Origin of the sequence: Lysinibacillus sp. PWR01, from assembly GCF_043359455.1 — a bacterium.
Taxonomy (GTDB): Bacteria; Bacillota; Bacilli; order Bacillales_A; family Planococcaceae; genus Lysinibacillus; species Lysinibacillus fusiformis_F.
In genome coordinates, this window is sequence record NZ_JBHERJ010000040.1 from 89706 (window position 1) to 107538 (window position 17833).

At 38.0% G+C, this 17833-nt stretch carries 18 protein-coding genes; all 18 read right to left on the minus strand.

Going from position 1 to position 17833, the window contains the following annotated elements; translation table 11 throughout:
* Nucleotides 1-5 precede the first annotated feature (5 nt).
* Nucleotides 6-1127: a non-hydrolyzing UDP-N-acetylglucosamine 2-epimerase gene (gene wecB, locus ACEVFT_RS06100; protein ID WP_279381331.1), complete on the minus strand. Its 1122-nt coding sequence runs from the start codon at nucleotides 1125-1127 to the stop codon at nucleotides 6-8.
* Nucleotides 1128-1295: 168 nt separating this feature from the next.
* A complete protein-coding gene (upp, locus tag ACEVFT_RS06105; protein WP_008180557.1) occupies nucleotides 1296-1925 on the minus strand; it encodes a uracil phosphoribosyltransferase in 630 nt (209 codons plus the stop codon).
* A gap of 124 nt (nucleotides 1926-2049) precedes the next feature.
* Nucleotides 2050-4206, minus strand: a complete 2157-nt coding sequence (locus ACEVFT_RS06110; protein ID WP_393948739.1) for a sensor domain-containing protein — start codon at nucleotides 4204-4206, stop codon at nucleotides 2050-2052.
* Between the two features lie 287 nt (nucleotides 4207-4493).
* Nucleotides 4494-5735, minus strand: a complete 1242-nt coding sequence (gene glyA, locus ACEVFT_RS06115; RefSeq protein WP_205446843.1) for a serine hydroxymethyltransferase — start codon at nucleotides 5733-5735, stop codon at nucleotides 4494-4496.
* Nucleotides 5736-5794: 59 nt separating this feature from the next.
* Nucleotides 5795-6337, minus strand: a complete 543-nt coding sequence (locus ACEVFT_RS06120; protein ID WP_342442425.1) for a TIGR01440 family protein — start codon at nucleotides 6335-6337, stop codon at nucleotides 5795-5797.
* An 86-nt stretch (nucleotides 6338-6423) separates the two neighbouring features.
* Nucleotides 6424-6861, minus strand: a complete 438-nt coding sequence (gene rpiB / locus ACEVFT_RS06125) for a ribose 5-phosphate isomerase B (RefSeq protein ID WP_205446839.1) — start codon at nucleotides 6859-6861, stop codon at nucleotides 6424-6426.
* Between the two features lie 328 nt (nucleotides 6862-7189).
* Nucleotides 7190-8473 (minus strand): methyl-accepting chemotaxis protein, encoded by a 1284-nt coding sequence (locus tag ACEVFT_RS06130; protein ID WP_205446836.1) that lies wholly within the window; start codon nucleotides 8471-8473, stop codon nucleotides 7190-7192.
* Nucleotides 8474-8481: 8 nt separating this feature from the next.
* The gene (locus ACEVFT_RS06135) at nucleotides 8482-8922 is read right to left on the minus strand and encodes a low molecular weight protein arginine phosphatase (protein ID WP_393948742.1); all 441 of its coding nucleotides are present in this window, start codon (nucleotides 8920-8922) and stop codon (nucleotides 8482-8484) included.
* A gap of 22 nt (nucleotides 8923-8944) precedes the next feature.
* On the minus strand, nucleotides 8945-9442 hold the full coding sequence (locus tag ACEVFT_RS06140; RefSeq protein WP_205446832.1) for a manganese efflux pump MntP: 498 nt from the start codon (nucleotides 9440-9442) through the stop codon (nucleotides 8945-8947).
* Between the two features lie 169 nt (nucleotides 9443-9611).
* Nucleotides 9612-10646: an L-threonylcarbamoyladenylate synthase gene (locus ACEVFT_RS06145; protein ID WP_393948745.1), complete on the minus strand. Its 1035-nt coding sequence runs from the start codon at nucleotides 10644-10646 to the stop codon at nucleotides 9612-9614.
* Nucleotides 10647-10747: 101 nt separating this feature from the next.
* Nucleotides 10748-11338, minus strand: a complete 591-nt coding sequence (locus ACEVFT_RS06150) for a stage II sporulation protein R (protein WP_393948747.1) — start codon at nucleotides 11336-11338, stop codon at nucleotides 10748-10750.
* Nucleotides 11339-11382: 44 nt separating this feature from the next.
* Nucleotides 11383-12243 (minus strand): peptide chain release factor N(5)-glutamine methyltransferase, encoded by an 861-nt coding sequence (gene prmC, locus ACEVFT_RS06155; RefSeq protein WP_393948749.1) that lies wholly within the window; start codon nucleotides 12241-12243, stop codon nucleotides 11383-11385.
* Entirely contained in the window at nucleotides 12230-13306 is a 1077-nt protein-coding gene (gene prfA / locus ACEVFT_RS06160) for a peptide chain release factor 1 (protein WP_205446817.1), read from the minus strand. Before prfA ends, prmC begins: the two co-directional genes overlap by 14 nt.
* A gap of 174 nt (nucleotides 13307-13480) precedes the next feature.
* On the minus strand, nucleotides 13481-14053 hold the full coding sequence (locus ACEVFT_RS06165; RefSeq protein WP_342533850.1) for a thymidine kinase: 573 nt from the start codon (nucleotides 14051-14053) through the stop codon (nucleotides 13481-13483).
* Between the two features lie 115 nt (nucleotides 14054-14168).
* The gene (gene rpmE, locus ACEVFT_RS06170; RefSeq protein ID WP_004269457.1) at nucleotides 14169-14372 is read right to left on the minus strand and encodes a 50S ribosomal protein L31; all 204 of its coding nucleotides are present in this window, start codon (nucleotides 14370-14372) and stop codon (nucleotides 14169-14171) included.
* A 203-nt stretch (nucleotides 14373-14575) separates the two neighbouring features.
* The gene (locus tag ACEVFT_RS06175; protein WP_393948753.1) at nucleotides 14576-15625 is read right to left on the minus strand and encodes an NAD(P)/FAD-dependent oxidoreductase; all 1050 of its coding nucleotides are present in this window, start codon (nucleotides 15623-15625) and stop codon (nucleotides 14576-14578) included.
* Nucleotides 15626-15735: 110 nt separating this feature from the next.
* Nucleotides 15736-16770 carry a FecCD family ABC transporter permease gene (locus ACEVFT_RS06180; RefSeq protein ID WP_205446811.1) on the minus strand — a complete coding sequence of 345 codons (1035 nt, stop codon included), beginning with the start codon at nucleotides 16768-16770 and terminating at the stop codon, nucleotides 15736-15738.
* Complete coding sequence (locus ACEVFT_RS06185; RefSeq protein WP_205446809.1) at nucleotides 16767-17819, minus strand: FecCD family ABC transporter permease; 1053 nt, start codon at nucleotides 17817-17819, stop codon at nucleotides 16767-16769. Before ACEVFT_RS06185 ends, ACEVFT_RS06180 begins: the two co-directional genes overlap by 4 nt.
* Nucleotides 17820-17833 lie beyond the last annotated feature (14 nt).

The following is a 17833-nucleotide window of genomic DNA, read 5'->3' on the forward strand; positions in this document are numbered from 1 at the left end:
GTATATTAATTAGTTTTTTGTAAAAATCCTAGCAATGCCTCCACAATACGCTTAGATGCATGCCCATCGCCATATGGATTTGATGCTTTAGCCATTGCTTCATAGGCGTTTTTATCTGTTAGTAATTCCTTTGCTAAAGCGTAAATCGTTTCCTCTTCCGTTCCTGCTAGCTTTAATGTTCCTGCTGCAATCCCTTCTGGACGTTCTGTCGTATCTCTAAGAACAAGCACCGGCTTCCCTAATGAAGGAGCCTCTTCTTGTACACCACCTGAGTCCGTTAAGATCATATATGAATTTGCCGCAAAGTTATGGAAATCAAATACTTCAAGAGGCTCAATTAAATGCACTCGTTCATTATCCCCTAAAATTTCATTTGCAATTTCTCTCACAGCTGGATTCATATGCACTGGATAGACAACTTGAACATCCTCATGTTCTGCTAGTATTCTGGTGATCGCTTTAAACATATGGCGCATTGGTTCACCAAGATTTTCGCGACGATGTGCCGTTAATAAAATCATGCGATCTTCACCCATTTTATCTAATACAGGATGTGTGTAGTGTTCACTGACCGTTGTTGCTAATGCATCTATTGCAGTATTACCTGTAACAAAAATCGTCTCAGAATTTTTATTCTCATCTAAAAGATTCTTTTTAGATACTTCTGTTGGCGCAAAATGTAAATCAGCCATCACACCTGTTAGTTGACGGTTCATTTCCTCTGGATATGGTGAATATTTGTTCCATGTTCGAAGTCCTGCTTCTACATGCCCTATAGCAATTTGGTTATAGAACGCCGCCAAGCTTGCAATGAAAGTCGTCGCTGTATCACCATGTACCAACACGATATCTGGCTGTGCTTCTTTCATTACTTTATCTAAACCTTGTAATGCGTTTGTCGTTACATCGATTAATGTTTGGCGATCCTTCATAATATTTAAGTCATAGTTTGGTGTAATTTTAAATGTCTCTAGTACTTGATCGAGCATTTGGCGATGCTGTGCTGTTACAGTTACAATGGATTCTATTTGCTCAGGATACTTTTGCAACTCCAAAACAAGAGGAGCCATTTTAATTGCTTCTGGTCTTGTACCAAAAATCGTCATTACTTTCCATTTCTTTGTCAAAACGATCTGCACCGTCCTTTTTGTTATTGTATGCAAAGGTCAATCCTCCCCATTGATGCTAATCAAGAGGGATTACTTACCTACACATACTATGAAACGCCCTTCAATTTGAAGGACGCTTTCACAAGTTATTAGTTTCCTAAATGAGGAAACTTCATGTATTGATTTTTATTTTGTACCGAATAAGCGGTCTCCCGCATCACCTAAACCTGGTACAATATAGCCATGATCGTTTAATTTTTCATCAAGTGCAGCAATGTAAATATCTACATCCGAATGTTCTTCTTGAATAGCTTTTACACCCTCTGGTGCAGCGATTAAGCACATGAATTTAATGTTTTTAGCTCCACGTTTTTTCAGTGAATTGATTGCTTCCACTGCAGAACCACCCGTTGCAAGCATTGGATCTACAATGATGAAATCGCGTTCTTCAACATCTGCAGGAAGTTTTGCGTAATATTCAACTGGTTTTAATGTTTCTGGATCACGATAAAGACCAATATGACCAACTTTTGCAGCAGGGATAAGCTTTAATACGCCATCTACCATGCCGATACCCGCACGTAGAATCGGTACAATTGCAAGTTTTTTACCAGAAAGTACTTTTGTTTTTGCAATTGTTACAGGTGTTTCAATTTCAATTTCTTCTACCGGCATATCGCGTGTAATTTCAAATGCCATAAGTGTTGCCACTTCGTCTACTAGCTCACGAAATTCTTTTGTTCCTGTGTTCTTGTCGCGAATATAAGTTAATTTGTGTTGGATTAGTGGATGATCAAATACATAGACTTTGCTCAAAGGGATTCTCTCCTCACCGTTCGGATTCATTTTTATCTCAACTAGTATAACAGAAAAAAGGAGTCGCCTCAAAAATAAATTTAGGACGACTCCATTTATCATCTATTCTTTTGTCAAAAATAAGTTATTGATCCAGGATTATATCTAATTGTTCAATTGGCATTGGCTTAAAATAGAAGTATCCTTGTCCTACTGTACAGCCTAGCGCACGTAAAATTTCAACCTGTTCCTCCGTTTCTATGCCCTCTGCCACTGAAATCATCCCTAAATTTAATGCTAACTGAATGATAGAGCGAACAATAGCTAGTGTTGCGGGATCTTCAATAGCATTGATAAAGCTACGATCAATTTTTAATTCAGCAAACGGTAGTTGTTGCAAATAGCTTAACGAAGAAAAGCCTGTTCCAAAATCATCCACTGACGTTTTAAAGCCATAGCTCTTTAGCTCTTGAATTATTTTATAGGCAGATTGAAAATCTACTAAACCAATATTTTCCGTCACTTCTAAGATAACATAGCTAGGGTCAATATTATACTTCCGCACAAGTTTCAGCGTATCCTGAACAAAGTGTGTGTAGTAAAAATGATCAGGTGAAATATTGACAGCTATTTTCACTAATTTCTTTCCCAAGCGTTGTCGTTCGGAAAGCCATGTGAGCACCGTCTCTAAAATAAGCACATCAATTTCTCGAACCTTGCCAGCACTCTCTGCCACAGGAATAAAGACTGCTGGTGAAACAAAACCTAGTTTTGGAGAAATCCACCTTGCAAGTGCTTCAATACTTTGAATTTCTCCATTGCGTAAATCGACTTTAGGCTGTAAATGGACTGTAATTTCTTTATTTTTGATGGCTTCTGACAAATGATTTAAAACCGTCATCTTCTGTACAAGCACATCATTTTTCTCTGTTGTAAATATTTCGGTATGTGTGCCTGGTCTATCGATTGCAAAGGATAGCGCATTATCTGCAAAACGGATCGCATCATTAATATTTGTATCATCATTATATGAAGCAATTCCTGTTTTTAATGTAATATAGATTTGCTTTCCTCCTATAATAAAGGGCTGGCGAATCGTTTCTTTTATTCTCATCTCATAATCATGCAAATTTTCTTTCAGTGACATTGTAGTCATAATCAAACTAGAACTTGTAAATCTAGCAACATACTCATTATTTTCCAACTTGTCTTGCTCAAGACGTTTGGCAAGTTGTCTTAAAAGTTCATCACCAATTTCACGGCCGTACAGTTCAACTACTTGATGAAATTCACTTGGTTTTAATATTTTAATAAAACCGCTTTGTCCCTGTTGAACTTCTCGTTCAATCGTATTAACAAAGCTGTGACGATTAGGTAAACCTGTTGTAATATCTGTATAGGCTAAATCCCAAATTTTTTTCTGCGTCCTTGCATACGAAAAAGCCAATGCAACAAGTGCACCCATTTTCCGAAACATATTTTTAAACGTTTGGTCACTTTGTGTTTTTTGGCTAAATATCGAAAAAACACCTATCACTTGCCGCTGTTGATTGCGTATAGGTATAAACCATCCATGCGGCTTTTTAGCTAGCGAAGCATATTGCTTATGTTCTATAGGAATATTCACTTCATCTAAATTCTCTATAAAAGTAGACGTTTCTGATTGCATAACCTCGTTAAAGAAATCATTGTTTGCACAACATCTTGGTATGCTCTCTGTTTGATTATCTCCTGTGAAAACTTGTAATTGATTTACTTCTGTTTTTATGAGCACCATACTCGCAATATTTGGCATAAAAAATTCATTGAGACCGTTACAAATAATCTTCATCTTCTGCTCGAAGGTAAACTCCTTCTCAATTGCCTTGTACATATCATTTTCTAGACGCATTAAGAAGTCTTCCGTATGATAATACGTAACATCCTTCACAAATACTAAAACAAATTGCGTTATATTTGCATCATTGCAAAATGGTAGTGCTTGTATTTCTGCCCAAAAGGGAGGTTTATTGATGCCGTTATGATTTAGTTTTGCCTGCACCATTATGCCGTTATGTATTTTTTCTTTAATCATTTCAATGGTTGTCTTTTTTTCGTCCATAGATAGCCATGAAAAATAATTAGTATTTAGAATTTGAGCGCGTGAAGCATTAGTAAGCATACAAAAAGAATCATTACACTCTAATATGCAATGATGATTTGTTGCATCAAAAATAACGTAGCTTTCTTTCGAATTATTCCCTAATTTGCGAATGCTGTTTAATAATACATCATAATCTGTGTTTAACGATTTAGTGACCATCCAACCCCTCCTTTTCTATCACTTCAGCTCATTTCCATTGTACATAAAATTTAATTAAATTTTCACTTTTATTAAAAAAAACTTCTTTTCTAGGACACTATCTGTCCTCTGCCTACTATAATATATCCTTTTATACCGATTTAATGTAAATTTATTCAAAAATAAGGGGATTATTCTACTTTATTAGAAAAAAGATGTTTTTTACAGTTTAATCCTTCGTTTACAAAATAAAAAGCTGTATTTAAAGTAAAATTTGTACTTTAAACACAGCCCTATTATTCTATTGATTATGCGTATAGTGGATGCTTATCTGTTAATGCTTTCACACGATCTTTTGCATCTGCTTTAACTGCTTCATCTTCAGGGTTTTTAAGAACTGCTGCAATAATTGCTCCTACTTCTTTCATATCTTCTTCTTTAAACCCACGAGAAGTAACAGCTGGAGTACCAATACGAATTCCAGAAGTAACGAACGGAGATTCAGTATCGTAAGGAATTGTATTTTTATTTGTTGTAATACCCACTTCATCTAGTGCATGCTCTGCTACTTTACCTGTTAAACCAAGAGATTTAACATTTAGCAGTAATAAGTGGTTATCTGTACCACCAGAAACAATTTCAACACCTTCAGCAATTAATACTTCAGCTAAAGCTTTTGCATTCGCTTTAATTTGTTTTGCATAGTCTTTAAATTCTGGTTGTAATGCTTCTCCAAATGATACAGCTTTAGCAGCGATAACATGCATTAATGGACCACCTTGAATTCCTGGGAAAACAGATTTATTTAGTTTTTGCTCCCATTCCTTTGAAGCAAGGATTAATCCACCACGTGGTCCACGTAATGTTTTATGTGTCGTTGATGTAACAAAGTCAGCGTATGGTACTGGTGATTGGTGTTCGCCAGCAGCAACAAGACCAGCGATGTGCGCCATATCCACCATGAAATAAGCACCTACTTCGTCTGCAATCTCGCGGAATTTAGAGAAGTCAATTTCACGTGGATAGGCAGATGCACCTGCGACAATAAGTTTTGGTTTATGTTCTAAAGCTTTTTGACGTACATCTTCATAATCAATCACTTGTGTATCTTGTGTTACGCCATACTCAACAAAATTGTATAGGATACCAGAGAAGTTTACTGGAGAGCCGTGTGTTAAGTGACCACCATGAGAAAGGTTCATACCAAGCACTGTGTCTCCTGGTTCTAAAATTGTATGGTAAACAGCCATGTTTGCTTGTGCACCAGAGTGTGGTTGTACATTTGCATATTCTGCTCCAAAGAGTTCTTTCACACGATCACGCGCAATATCTTCTACTACGTCTACATGTTCACAGCCACCATAGTAGCGTTTACCAGGATAACCTTCAGCGTATTTATTTGTCAGTACTGATCCTTGCGCTTCCATAACTGCTTCGGATACAAAGTTTTCTGATGCAATCAATTCAATATTTGCTTGCTGACGTGTTTTTTCTGCAAGAATTCCATCTAATACTGCTTTGTCTTGTACTGCTAATTTTTCATATGCCATGTTTGAAAAAGCCTCCTAAAGTATCATTATTTATCTATACCACTAATAAATAGTAGTAATTATTTATATACTGCACGTTCTCCGCCAATTAGCTTTGGACGTGTTGTTGCAATCGTTACAACTGCGTCTCCTACCATTTTTACCGATGTTCGAACTGGAACAGCTACTGCTTTCAAATGCATACCGATTAATGTTTGTCCAATATCAATACCTGCATGTGCCTGTATTGTTTCAACAATCACTGGGTTATCAAATTGCGTATAGGCATATGCTGACATTGAGCCGCCTGCCGTACGTACTGGGACTACCGCAACTGGATCATAGCCAAATTTTTCAGCTGTCGATGCTTCCATAGTAATGGCACGATTTATATGCTCACAACCTTGGAATGCTAAATGCAATTGATGCTTTGATGCAAATTCTTGTAACGGCTCAAAAATGGCTTCTGCTATTTCCAATGCGCCTGCTGTGCCAATTTTCTGACCAATCACTTCAGATGTAGAGCACCCTACTACAAAAATTGTATGGGGTCGTATCGTTACCTGCTCTTCAAATTCACTGAGTAACTGAGTCAAATGTGTTCGTATTTGTTTTACAACCATTAAGCTCAGCTCCTTCATCTATATCCATTAAAATCATGCCATATATGACATCCTCTACGAATGCCATATATGGAATAACAAAATCACTATTGCTCTAGTTCAGTAATTTTTTCAATACGGCGTGTATGACGGCCGCCTTCAAAATCTGTTTCTAGCCATGTTTGTACGATTTCACGTGCAAGGCCTGGACCAATAACACGTTCACCCATCGCTAAAATATTTGAGTCGTTATGGCAACGCGTTGCCTTGGCACTAAATACATCATGTACTAATGCACAACGAATGCCCTTAACCTTGTTAGCAGCAATGGACATACCAATGCCTGTGCCACAAATTAAAATACCTTTATCAAATTCTCCGTTAGCAACACCCTCAGATACAGGTTTTGCATAGTCTGGATAGTCTACTGAATCCGCAGATTGTGGACCAAAATCTTCGTAGCTAATGTGAAGTTCATCTAATAGCTGCATAATCTCACGACGTAAGTTATTGCCTCCGTGATCAGAAGAAATTGCTATTCTCACTGGGTTCCCTCTTTTCGAATTATAGTCAACCTTAGTGTACCACTTCTTTCTGAAGAATAACATGATTTTTCTTGTATTTTTACGCTGATTTCTCCCGAAAGACGAACATTAATTGTATATTAACATAAAAACATTCACTTTTAAACCTATATTTTTGTGGATAATGTGAATATCATGTTAATAAGTTCGGATAATGGTCTTTTGTTGTAATATTCCATCTTCTGAAGTTTTTTTAGCTTTTTACTTACAGTGGACATAAATTGCCCTCTAATAAAAAAGGCTATACATAAATCCGATTTTTCATCGCATTTACGTATAGCCTATAGCACTATGCTTGTCTATCAAATTGTTGAATCATTTTATGCAGTGCTTCCGATTGCTTTTTCAAACTTTGAGCTAGATGCTCTACCTGTTCAATTGCGTAGGCTTGCTCTTCAGCGGCACTACGAACTTCCTGTGCACCAGCTGACGTTTGTTCCGCAATGGCAGCAACTTCCTGTGATTGTCGCGCTGTCGTTTCAATATTATGCATTTGCTGTTCGATTAAAGAAGAAATCTCAACAATTGATGCTGCCATTTCATGTACATTAGAAGCCATATTTTCTACTGCTGTCGTTGTTTCAGAAACTCGATCGGCTTCCTTTGTAGCAAAGGCCACTTGTTCGTTCATTTGTTTCACAACTACTTCTACATTTTGCTGCATGGATTGAATTAAAGCTGTAATCCCTTGCACAGCTTTCGCACTTTCATCAGCCAAACCACGAACTTCCTCAGCTACTACCGCAAAGCCCTTTCCATGCTCCCCTGCACGTGCAGCTTCTATAGAGGCGTTTAGTGCCAATAGATTGGTTTGTGCCGCAATGTCACCAACTAAGCTAATTATACGTTCTACCTGTCCCGCATTTTCTTCTAGCGCATGAATGCTCTTTAATGCTTCACTATTGCCTGTCGCAATTTGTTGAATACTATTCACTAATGTTTCAATGGCTTTTGTTGTCGTCGATAAATTATGTAGAATCTCTTTCGTTTGTGATGCTGATGCCTCTGCTCTACTATTTACTTCTGTTGCAAGCGTTCTTACATCTTCAATTGCTTCAGCAGTATCTTGTACAGCTGTTGCAGATGCTTCTGCTCCAGTAGAAATATGCTTTACTGTAGACGCAATACCCTCTGCCTTTTTTGTTGCCACGCCTGCCTCATCGGATAGCTGAATAATTGATTGATTTGTTTGTTGGAAGTTATGATCAATACTTTCCACCATTTGGCGCAAGTTTAACACCATTTGTTGGAATGCCTCTGCAACTGATCGAATCTCATCATTTGTATTAGGCATTTGGACATCCTGCCCTATTTTTCCTTCTGCCACAAGTGTTGCTGAATGCTCAAGCTGCTGTAATGGCTTGATGAGAATTACACTTAAAAAGGCAGCTAGTATACCTGACCATGTTATGCCTAACGCGTAAGTAATCACTTCAAAAACTTTCCTGTTAGTGTCAGGGAAGAAGGTAGGTTGTAAAAACTCAATGAATATAAAACTGACACTGTAGGTGATTAGCGCAAGAACACTAACAAATAATACCAACTTTAGTCGTAAACCAAATTGTTTTTTCATAGGACCCCTCAATTCTTTTCTAGTTTTTGTATTAATTGATCAACCAGTTCCTTTAATTCTGCAAATGTTGCTTCGTAAATTGCTCTATTACCACCGTAAGGATCCCCTACATTTTCCAGACTGCCCTCATTTGTATACTCTTTCAATGTAAATACTTTATGTTCAGCTTCTGGATAATTAGAAATGACGGTATCTTTGTGAGCAGTCGTCATCGTTAAAATTAAGTCTGCCCATTCCATTTCAGCTTTTGATAATTGCGTTGCCAAATGCTGATGAGGCATTTGGGCTTCATTTAGCACTTGTTGTGCATGTGCTGACATTTGTGCATTAGGCATCGCATAAATACCTGCTGAGCGCACGTCTACATTGTTTATTTGTTTATGTTTTAAAATAGCTTCTGCCATCGGACTGCGACAAGTATTGCCTGTACAAACAAATAATATTTTCACACTTATCACTCTCCAGTTTAATCTATTGTTGAATAGCTAGAATACTCATGATAATAAATATAATGCCAGCAACTACTTGAATTTTATTGCCAAAAAAGACTTGGCTTCTACGTGCAATGACTAATGACCCATATGCACAAATTAATGCACTTAAGCCTGCACTCATAATAAAGATTGTTTTTTCTAAGTTAAGCATACCAAAAGAAACACTAACTGAAAAGGTATCTAGGCTTGCAGTCACTGCTAAAAGTACAGGTGAAATTGTTACTTTTTCATCTCTATGAGAAAATAATAGTAAATGTATACCGATACAAAATAATAAAATACTTGAAATCCATTGTCCCCATTCTAATAGAAATTGAACTAAATAGCTTCCTAATTCAAATCCTAATAAAGGGAAAAGCATATGCAATGCAGCCGTCCATAATGATAAAAATAATCGATATCTAACATTGGGCAGCAAAACATATAGACCAATCACATCAACAGACGTTAATATACCTGCAAGAATTCCCTGCAAGAACGCACTCCTTCGCTCCCTAATATTTTATCATTTTATGCTCGAAAATACATTATTATCATAGTTGTTCACTATTGTTTTTCATTTTTAAAGTATAATAATTAGACAAAAAAAGACAAAAAACATCAGGTTGTTCAATGTCTTTTGTCTATAATGACTCTATTATTCTTTACAATGAATACCATTTACCTCCAGAGGCTTTTTCAAGTCTATTCATAATAGCTGCTCCAACTCCTTCTATTGAAGTAGTTGTTGCTAATATAACGGTAGCGGTAGTTTTATCACATGCTCTTAGTGCATTGTATAAGGCCGCACCCATTTCTTCTTTACTTCCAGCTTCACCAATCGAAAAGTAAAAATCAGCCTTGATCTTCTCAAAATTCACAGGTGCAAGTAGCGCTACGCTATGTCCATCACTCTGTAATTGCTGAACTGCTTCACTGACTTTCTCAACATCACAATCTATTAAATATACTGGAGCATTTGGTGCATAATGTGTATACTTCATTCCTGGTGCTTTAGGCGTTGCTTCTAGCTTCTGCTCTATTTTAGTTGGTTGAATAACAGGGCCAATCTTAGCTTCAAGCATTTCCTTTGTAATGCCGCCTGGACGTAAAATTACTGGAGGTTCATGTGTCACATCTAACACAGTGGATTCAAGCCCAATTCCGGTAGAACCTCCATCTAAAATATAAGGTATGTACCCTCCTAAATCATCTAATACATGAACTGCTTCTGTAGGACTTGGCTTTCCACTACGATTAGCGCTCGGTGCAGCTAGCGGTTTTTGAAGCTGTTGCAGTAAGGCAAGTGCTACTGGGTGGTCAGGCATCCGAATGCCCACTGTTGATAGCCCAGCTGTGACACTTTTAGCTAATACATTTGGCTTCGCTGGCATCACAAGTGTTAATGGTCCTGGCCAAAATAAATCCATGCATTGTTTCGCTATGTCAGAAATATCATCGATATAGATCGCTACTTCCTCTTTTGTACCTACGTGGACAATTAAAGGATTATCTGAAGGTCGACCTTTCGCTTCAAATATCTTTTTAACTGCCAGATCATTTGTGGCAATTGCTCCTAAGCCATAAACCGTTTCTGTCGGAAATGCGACTACCTCTCCTGCATTTAAGATATCCACAGCTTGTGTATAATTAATCTGACTATTCACATTACTGTCCACAACCTTACAAACGGTTTCCATGATTAATACCTACCTTCAATTATTCGTTTTTACTGAATTATCCACATATTGTTTATAACTTATTAAAAAATGTGTATAAGTTGTCTGAATTTGTGCACAATTCATCCAAAAATCCCTTTAATCCATTCCCATATAAAGAATGTTACTTGCTCTTTTTCTTCCTCTACTTCTTCTTTTGCCTCTTCTTTATCCGGCTCACAAATAGATGGGAAGATACTGCACCACCAGTTATCCCCACGCGCATTACCAATCTTCACAACAATCGATTGATATACATTTTGTGGATAAAGTACAGCACCTTGTCTTTTCGGTGGGAATAGGTTATCCCCAACAACAACCTGTGTATCTAATTGTGGATAATTTTCGCTCAGTTCAGCTTCAATTTGTTGTTTTAACGAAAGAATTTGCTCATTCCCTACAAATCCAGCGGTAGTCACCTGCAGAAAGTAAGGCTTTAAATCTTGGACAAGCTGCTGTTTCTCTAGCTGATCTTGTGCAGTATTACTGTTTGCAATAACACGTATACGAAAATCTTTTTCTTGCTCCTCATCGGAAGATTCCTTCGCAAAACCTACTAATGATGGAATATATAAAACACATAACTGTAAAGCAATCGCAATTAATACTAGTCTAGCAAAAGCTAGCAAGATATTTTGTTTAGGTAATCTAATAATCTTGTATTCGTTTAACATAAAAATCCCTCCTTGCTCAACATTGTTGGCAAGATTAAGAAACTTTATACATGAATCTCACAAAAAATCATTCGAGGTTTACCATTAATATCTTTTTCTACTGAAACTGTCGCCTGTGGAAAACTATCTTGAAAGAGTTTGGCTACTTTCTCCCCCTGTGTATAACCGATTTCTAATCCAATCAATGCTGGCCTATTCATATACGCTGGTAATTGTTCAGCTAATTTTCTATATAAAATAAGACCGTCTTCCTCTGCAAAGAGGGCACTATGCGGCTCATGCTCTAGAACAACACTGGACATTTCTTGTGCCTCATCAAAAGCGATATATGGTGGGTTCGATAAAACAATATCAAATTTCTCTCCTGCAAGTGGCGCGGCTAAATCTCCCAATCTAAAATCAATATCCGCCTCTAATTGCTGTGCATTTTTTTGTGCGGTTGCTAGTGCATCTTTCGATAAATCAGTTGCTATGACTGTTAATGCGGGACATTCTAGCTTCATTGAAATAGCTATGGCTCCACTGCCTGTACCGATATCAGCCAACTTTAATGCTTGCTTTGTAAATAGTTTAGGTAGTCGATTAATTGTTCCAAGTACCAATTCCTCTGTTTCAGGTCGCGGTATTAAGACAGATTCATCCACTAGAAAAGAACGTCCATAAAATTCCTCACGCCCAACACAATATTGTACAGGGCGTCCACTCGCATGTTCTTCTATGAGCTCATTAAATGTCATTTGCTGTACTGCTGTTAATTCATCCTGCAAATGCAACATAACCTCTGCATAACTAGTACCAAGCACATGTTGCATGACAATACGCGCTGCTGTTTGTTCACGACCATTATCCACTAAAAAAGAAGAAGCCCACTCAAGGGCCTCCATTACATTTTTATAAGTCATCATTTAAGCGCTCTAACTTCGATGCTTGTTCTTCTAAAATTAGAGCATCGATAATCTCGTCTAGTCTACCTTCGACGATTTGGTCTAGCTTTTGAATCGTTAAACCGATACGGTGATCAGTTACACGGTTTTGTGGATAATTGTATGTGCGAATTCGCTCAGAGCGATCGCCAGAGCCTACAGCAGATTTACGTGTAGCATCAATCTCTTTTTGTGCTTCCTGCATATACATATCTGCAACACGAGCACGTAGAATCTTCATTGCCTTTTCACGGTTTTTAATTTGTGAACGTTCATCCTGCATCGAAACCACAACACCTGTCGGTAAATGGGTCATACGAACAGCAGACATCGTTGTATTTACAGATTGACCACCCGCACCAGAAGATGCAAATGTATCTACACGGATATCTTTTTCATGGATTTCAACATCTACTTCCTCAACTTCAGGTAAGCAAGCAACTGTTGCTGTGGATGTATGAATTCGGCCTTGTGATTCTGTAGCAGGGACACGTTGTACACGGTGCGCGCCGTTTTCAAATTTGAATTTTGAATAGGCTCCTTGTCCGTTAATCATAAAGATTACTTCTTTATAGCCGCCCATTGGGTTTGGCGTAGCTTCCATAATATCAATTTTCCAGCCTTGCGTTTCTGCATAGCGGGAGTACATACGGAACAAGTCACCTGCAAAAATATTGGCCTCATCACCACCAGCTGCGCCACGGATTTCCATAATAACGTTCTTATTATCATTGGGATCTTTTGGAATTAATAAAATGCGTAAACGTTCTTCTAACTCTTCCTGCTGTGCTTTTAATAGGTTAAATTCTTCCTTTACCATTTCATGCATATCAGGATCTTTTTCGCTATCTAACATTTCACGTGTGTCTACTAGTTGCTCTTTAACATTTTTATATTCTCGATAAGTATCTACTGTCTCTTGGATATCTGATTGTTCCTTGGAATATTCGCGTAATTTCTTACTATCATTAACAATATCCGGATCGCTCAAAAGCTCTGTTAGCCTTTCATAACGATCTTCCACTGCCTGTAATCGATCAAACATGGATTTCACCTCTATTTAGTTTTTTAAGATGCTCCTTTTTTTACAGAGAAGCCGCTTCAATCAAAATTACGCTTAGGCGTAATGGCTTTTTCATTTCTTATTTCCACTACTTAGTATAAGGAAATTTTCACATGTATGCTACTTTTTCTTAGCGCTGTTACATGCTATTTAGCTTTATAGTGGTGGATTTGCGTGACATTTTCGGCAAACAGGATAATACGAATCATTGCCACCGATTTGAATTTGATCACCTGTGTAAACTGGCTTTCCACTTTCATCCACTCGCAAATTCATTGTTGCTTTTTTATGACAGAACCAGCAAATTGTTTTCATTTCCTCAATTTTATCTGCATATGTAAGCATGTACTGGCTGCCTTCAAATAGCTCATTTTGGAAATCATTTTTTAAACCAAAGCCCATTACGGGGATGTCCAATTTATCCACAATGTTAGCTAGTTGTAAAACATGTGCCTTTTTTAAAAATTGAACTTCATCCACAAGCACACAGTAAGGTTTAACAGCATTACTTTTCACTATTTCAAAAATATTTGTATCTTCATAAACAGGAATGGCTTGTTGTCGTAAACCTACCCGACTGGAAACAAAGCCCACCTCATCACGCGTATCTAGACCTGAAGTAAATATCATTACAGGCTTTTGTTGTTCTTCATAATTATGGGCAACTTTTAGAATTTCTATTGATTTCCCACTATTCATTGCACCATGTTTAAAATATAGCTGTGCCACTTTGTCTTCTCCCTTTCTTTGCGTCAATCTGGATTTTGAAAAGACTTGCATCAACGTAATTATTTACTGAAAAAAATACCTGCCAAGCGCATGCTTGGCAGGTATTAAACTAACATTAGTTTTTAAGACCGTATTTTTTGTTGAAACGATCCACGCGACCATCAGCAGACGCGAATTTTTGACGGCCAGTGTAGAATGGGTGACATTCGTTGCAGAACTCGACAACGATGTTTTCTTTTACTGAACCAGTTTTGAAAGTGTTCCCACAAGAGCAAGTTACTGTTGCTTCTTTGTAGTCTGGATGAATTCCTTGTTTCATATTCGTTTTCTCCTCTCGCCCTGAACCATCTGGAACAGAGTATTATCGAACTGTACCTTACATAGCCCGAATATGTCGACTACAAAAATTGTGTCGAAGTGGAACGTCAGCTACATATGTACACGTTGCATACTTTTGAAGTATAGCATAGTCATTTTATCATTTTCAAGTAAAAAATATTAACTGGGAGCCTTCCCTAATTCTTATCCGCGAACTTCACGATAGTCATTGTCTACTAACCCAATTTTTTCATTTCGTTCTTTGAAGCGAATATTATGGGATGATACATAGGCTACTTTCGGTGCATCTGGTTCCAAATAGAGTTTGGCACTATTTAATGCTAGTACCCCATCCGTAAATGCACCTGCTATTAATCTGACTTTACTAGGATGATCAATAAAATCACCAGCGCCATAGATTCCTGCTACGTTCGTTTCACGATTCTCATTGACAATCGCTACGCCATCTTGGATGTTTAAACCCCATTCTTCAAGTGCACCGTAATCACATTTTAAACCATGATTCACAATGACAGCATCTACTTCTACTCGTTCCATTTCATCAGTTTCTTTATTGACAATGGATACATATTGAATTAAATCACCGTCTCCATGCAATTGAACGACTTCATAAGGCGTTTTTACACGAACTGAGGATTCCTTCATGCGCAAGACATTCTTTTCATGACCACCAAAATCATCTCGACGATGCACAACTGTAACACTTGCTGCAATTGGCTCTAGTTCATTTGCCCAATCGACCGCAGAATTGCCACCACCTGAAATTAACACATGCTTGTTTCGGAAAATTTCTAATTCCTGTACTGTATAATGTAAATTCGTTACTTCATAGCGATCTGCTCCTTCTATTTCAAGCTTTTGCATAGAAAGAACGCCATAACCTACTGCTAAAATAACGGTTTTAGAATAATGCTTTTCACCTGTAGAGGATGTTAAAATAAATGTTCCATCCTGTTGTTTATCTAATTTTTCCACCTTTTGATTTAAGATAATCGTAGGATCAAATGTTTCAGCTTGCTCCACAAGTTGTTTAATAAGCTGCCCGCCTAAAATAGGTGTTACTCCACCAACATCCCAAATCATTTTTTCAGGATAAATTAACATACGACCACCTAGTTGTGAGCTATATTCGATAATCTTCGTTTTTAAATCTCGCATTCCACTATAAAAGGCAGTATAAAGCCCTGCTGGACCACCGCCAACAATCGTAACATCATATAGTTCTTCTGACATTTCTCCTTCTCCATCCCCTTTTAACTTGATTCAAACGTTAAATGTTTGATAAGTATTAATCTAATTTTCCCTTGATGGCAATACTATTTACACAACGGAAAAAGCGCCATTTATTCTTTTAATCGTGCTAGTAAATATAAGAAATAAGGTGCGCCTAAAACTGCTACAACAATCCCTGCTGGAATTTCTGAAGGTTCTAAAATCGAACGACCGATTGTATCAGCCATTAACACTAAAAAACCTCCTAATAATGCTGCAGTTGGCAATAAAAATTGGTGTTTGGCGCCAACAAGCTGTCGAGCTAAATGTGGCGCTACAAGTCCTACGAAACCAATACCACCACTTACAGAAACACTAGCTCCAGCTAAACCAACAGCAGCAGCCAACAGCCAACGTCGCTCTTTTTCAATTGAAGCACCTAGTCCTACCGCTGTTAATTCACCTAAATTCAATATGTTTAATACACGTGATTTTGAATAGACGAAGGGCAATAAGATGACTAACCATGGTAATAATGACAGAACAAATCTCCAATTTGAGCCCCAAATGCTACCTGCTAGCCATGTTGCGACAAATTGATAATTCTCTGGTGATAGACGTAGTGTTAACACAATCATAGCCGAGCTAATCCCTGCTGCCACAGCTACCCCTGTTAAAATTAAACGCATTGGTGTAATACCTTCATGGCGTCGATAAGAAAGTGAATAAATCAGTACTGCTGTCAAACCTGCTCCTACAAAAGCCAGTATCGGCAGTAAATAAACTGGCGCTGCTTTCGTAGTTGGGAAAAATGACACATAGAGCATAACGGCAAGACCTGCCCCAGCATTAATCCCTAAGATTCCTGGGTCTGCTAAAGCATTTTTAGAAATGCCCTGTAAAATAGCGCCTGAAATAGCTAAACCCATACCTACTAATACAGCAATCACAATTCTTGGAAGTCTGAACTCATATAAAATAAGTTGCTGTTGTGCATCACCTTGACCAAAAAGTGTCCGAAGAACTTCCATTGGTGTCAGTTTAATTACCCCTGTATTCATACTTATGACAAAGGTAATAACGATTAACACAATGAGCGTAGCAAGAATGGAGAAATTTTTCCTTTTCGCTTTCAGCTGACTTGGTGTTAAATAGCTGTTACTCATAGTTCTTTTCCTCCTTTTCGAGCTAAATAAAGGAAGAATGGTACACCGATAAAGGCTATGAGCGCACCAATTGGTGTTTCATAAGGTGGATTGATCACACGTGCTACTAAATCAGCTAACACAACAAGCAATGCTCCATATACCAAGGAACAAGCGATAATCCAGCGATAATCATGACCAACTATGTATCTCGTTAAATGAGGGATAATTAACCCTACAAAACCAACCGCACCGACAACAGATACTGCTGCACCCGCTAAAACTAAAACAATGATCATTCCCCATACTTTTACCACAGCAGTACGTTGCCCAAGCCCGACTGCAATTTCTTCACCTAAGCTTAGCACTGTGATGGAACGCGATAGGATAAGAGCTCCTATCATCGCAACAAGTATCCATGGAGATAAAATTTGTAGATGACTCCATTTTGTGCCTGAAACACCGCCCGCATACCAAAATGCTAGGTCTTGTCCAATACGAAAATAAAGAGCAATCCCTTCTCCTAGCGCTCCAAGTAATGCACTAACAGCAGCTCCGGCTAAAACTAGTCGCATAGGTGTTAAGCCACCTTTAGAAAGTGAGCCAATACCATAAACGATAGCAACACCAAGACCTGCACCTACAAAGGACCATAAAATTAAAAACATATAAGGCAGACCAGGGAAAAAGGCAAAACACACAGCTAACATAAAGGCAGCTCCTGAGTTCAAGCCTAATAATCCGGAGTCAGCTAATGGGTTACGTGTCATCCCCTGCATAATCGCACCTGCTACTGCAAAGCTTGCACCAACTAATGCTGCTCCCAGTACCCGTGGTAAGCGAATATCATGGATAATTTGATGTGTTGTTAATTCTGGTGAAAAATGGGTAACTGCTGTCCAAACAGTACCCAATGAAATATCTGCAGCACCAAAAGAAATTGATAAGCCAATGGCAAATATTAATCCAATAACTCCTACGATTAAAGCCACTACTCCACGGATCGGATGGGATCGCTTCTGTAGCTCTTCTAAATCGTTGAGCTCTCCTACTCCTGTCGACGTAGTCATTTTATTTCCTCCTC

Excerpts from the sequence above, each read along its gene's own strand:
- ACEVFT_RS06185 (WP_205446809.1), bottom strand. The coding sequence starts at position 17,819 with ATGACTACGTCGACAGGAGTAGGAGAGCTCAACGATTTAGAAGAGCTA.
- ACEVFT_RS06175 (WP_393948753.1), bottom strand. The coding sequence starts at position 15,625 with ATGTCAGAAGAACTATATGATGTTACGATTGTTGGCGGTGGTCCAGCA.
- ACEVFT_RS06150 (WP_393948747.1), bottom strand. The coding sequence starts at position 11,338 with ATGTTAAACGAATACAAGATTATTAGATTACCTAAACAAAATATCTTG.
- prmC (WP_393948749.1), bottom strand. The coding sequence starts at position 12,243 with ATGATGACTTATAAAAATGTAATGGAGGCCCTTGAGTGGGCTTCTTCT.
- rpmE (WP_004269457.1), bottom strand. The coding sequence starts at position 14,372 with ATGAAACAAGGAATTCATCCAGACTACAAAGAAGCAACAGTAACTTGC.
- ACEVFT_RS06180 (WP_205446811.1), bottom strand. The coding sequence starts at position 16,770 with ATGAGTAACAGCTATTTAACACCAAGTCAGCTGAAAGCGAAAAGGAAA.
- ACEVFT_RS06110 (WP_393948739.1), bottom strand. The coding sequence starts at position 4,206 with ATGGTCACTAAATCGTTAAACACAGATTATGATGTATTATTAAACAGC.
- ACEVFT_RS06130 (WP_205446836.1), bottom strand. The coding sequence starts at position 8,473 with ATGAAAAAACAATTTGGTTTACGACTAAAGTTGGTATTATTTGTTAGT.
- ACEVFT_RS06120 (WP_342442425.1), bottom strand. The coding sequence starts at position 6,337 with ATGGTTGTAAAACAAATACGAACACATTTGACTCAGTTACTCAGTGAA.
- prfA (WP_205446817.1), bottom strand. The coding sequence starts at position 13,306 with ATGTTTGATCGATTACAGGCAGTGGAAGATCGTTATGAAAGGCTAACA.
- ACEVFT_RS06145 (WP_393948745.1), bottom strand. The coding sequence starts at position 10,646 with ATGGAAACCGTTTGTAAGGTTGTGGACAGTAATGTGAATAGTCAGATT.
- glyA (WP_205446843.1), bottom strand. The coding sequence starts at position 5,735 with ATGGCATATGAAAAATTAGCAGTACAAGACAAAGCAGTATTAGATGGA.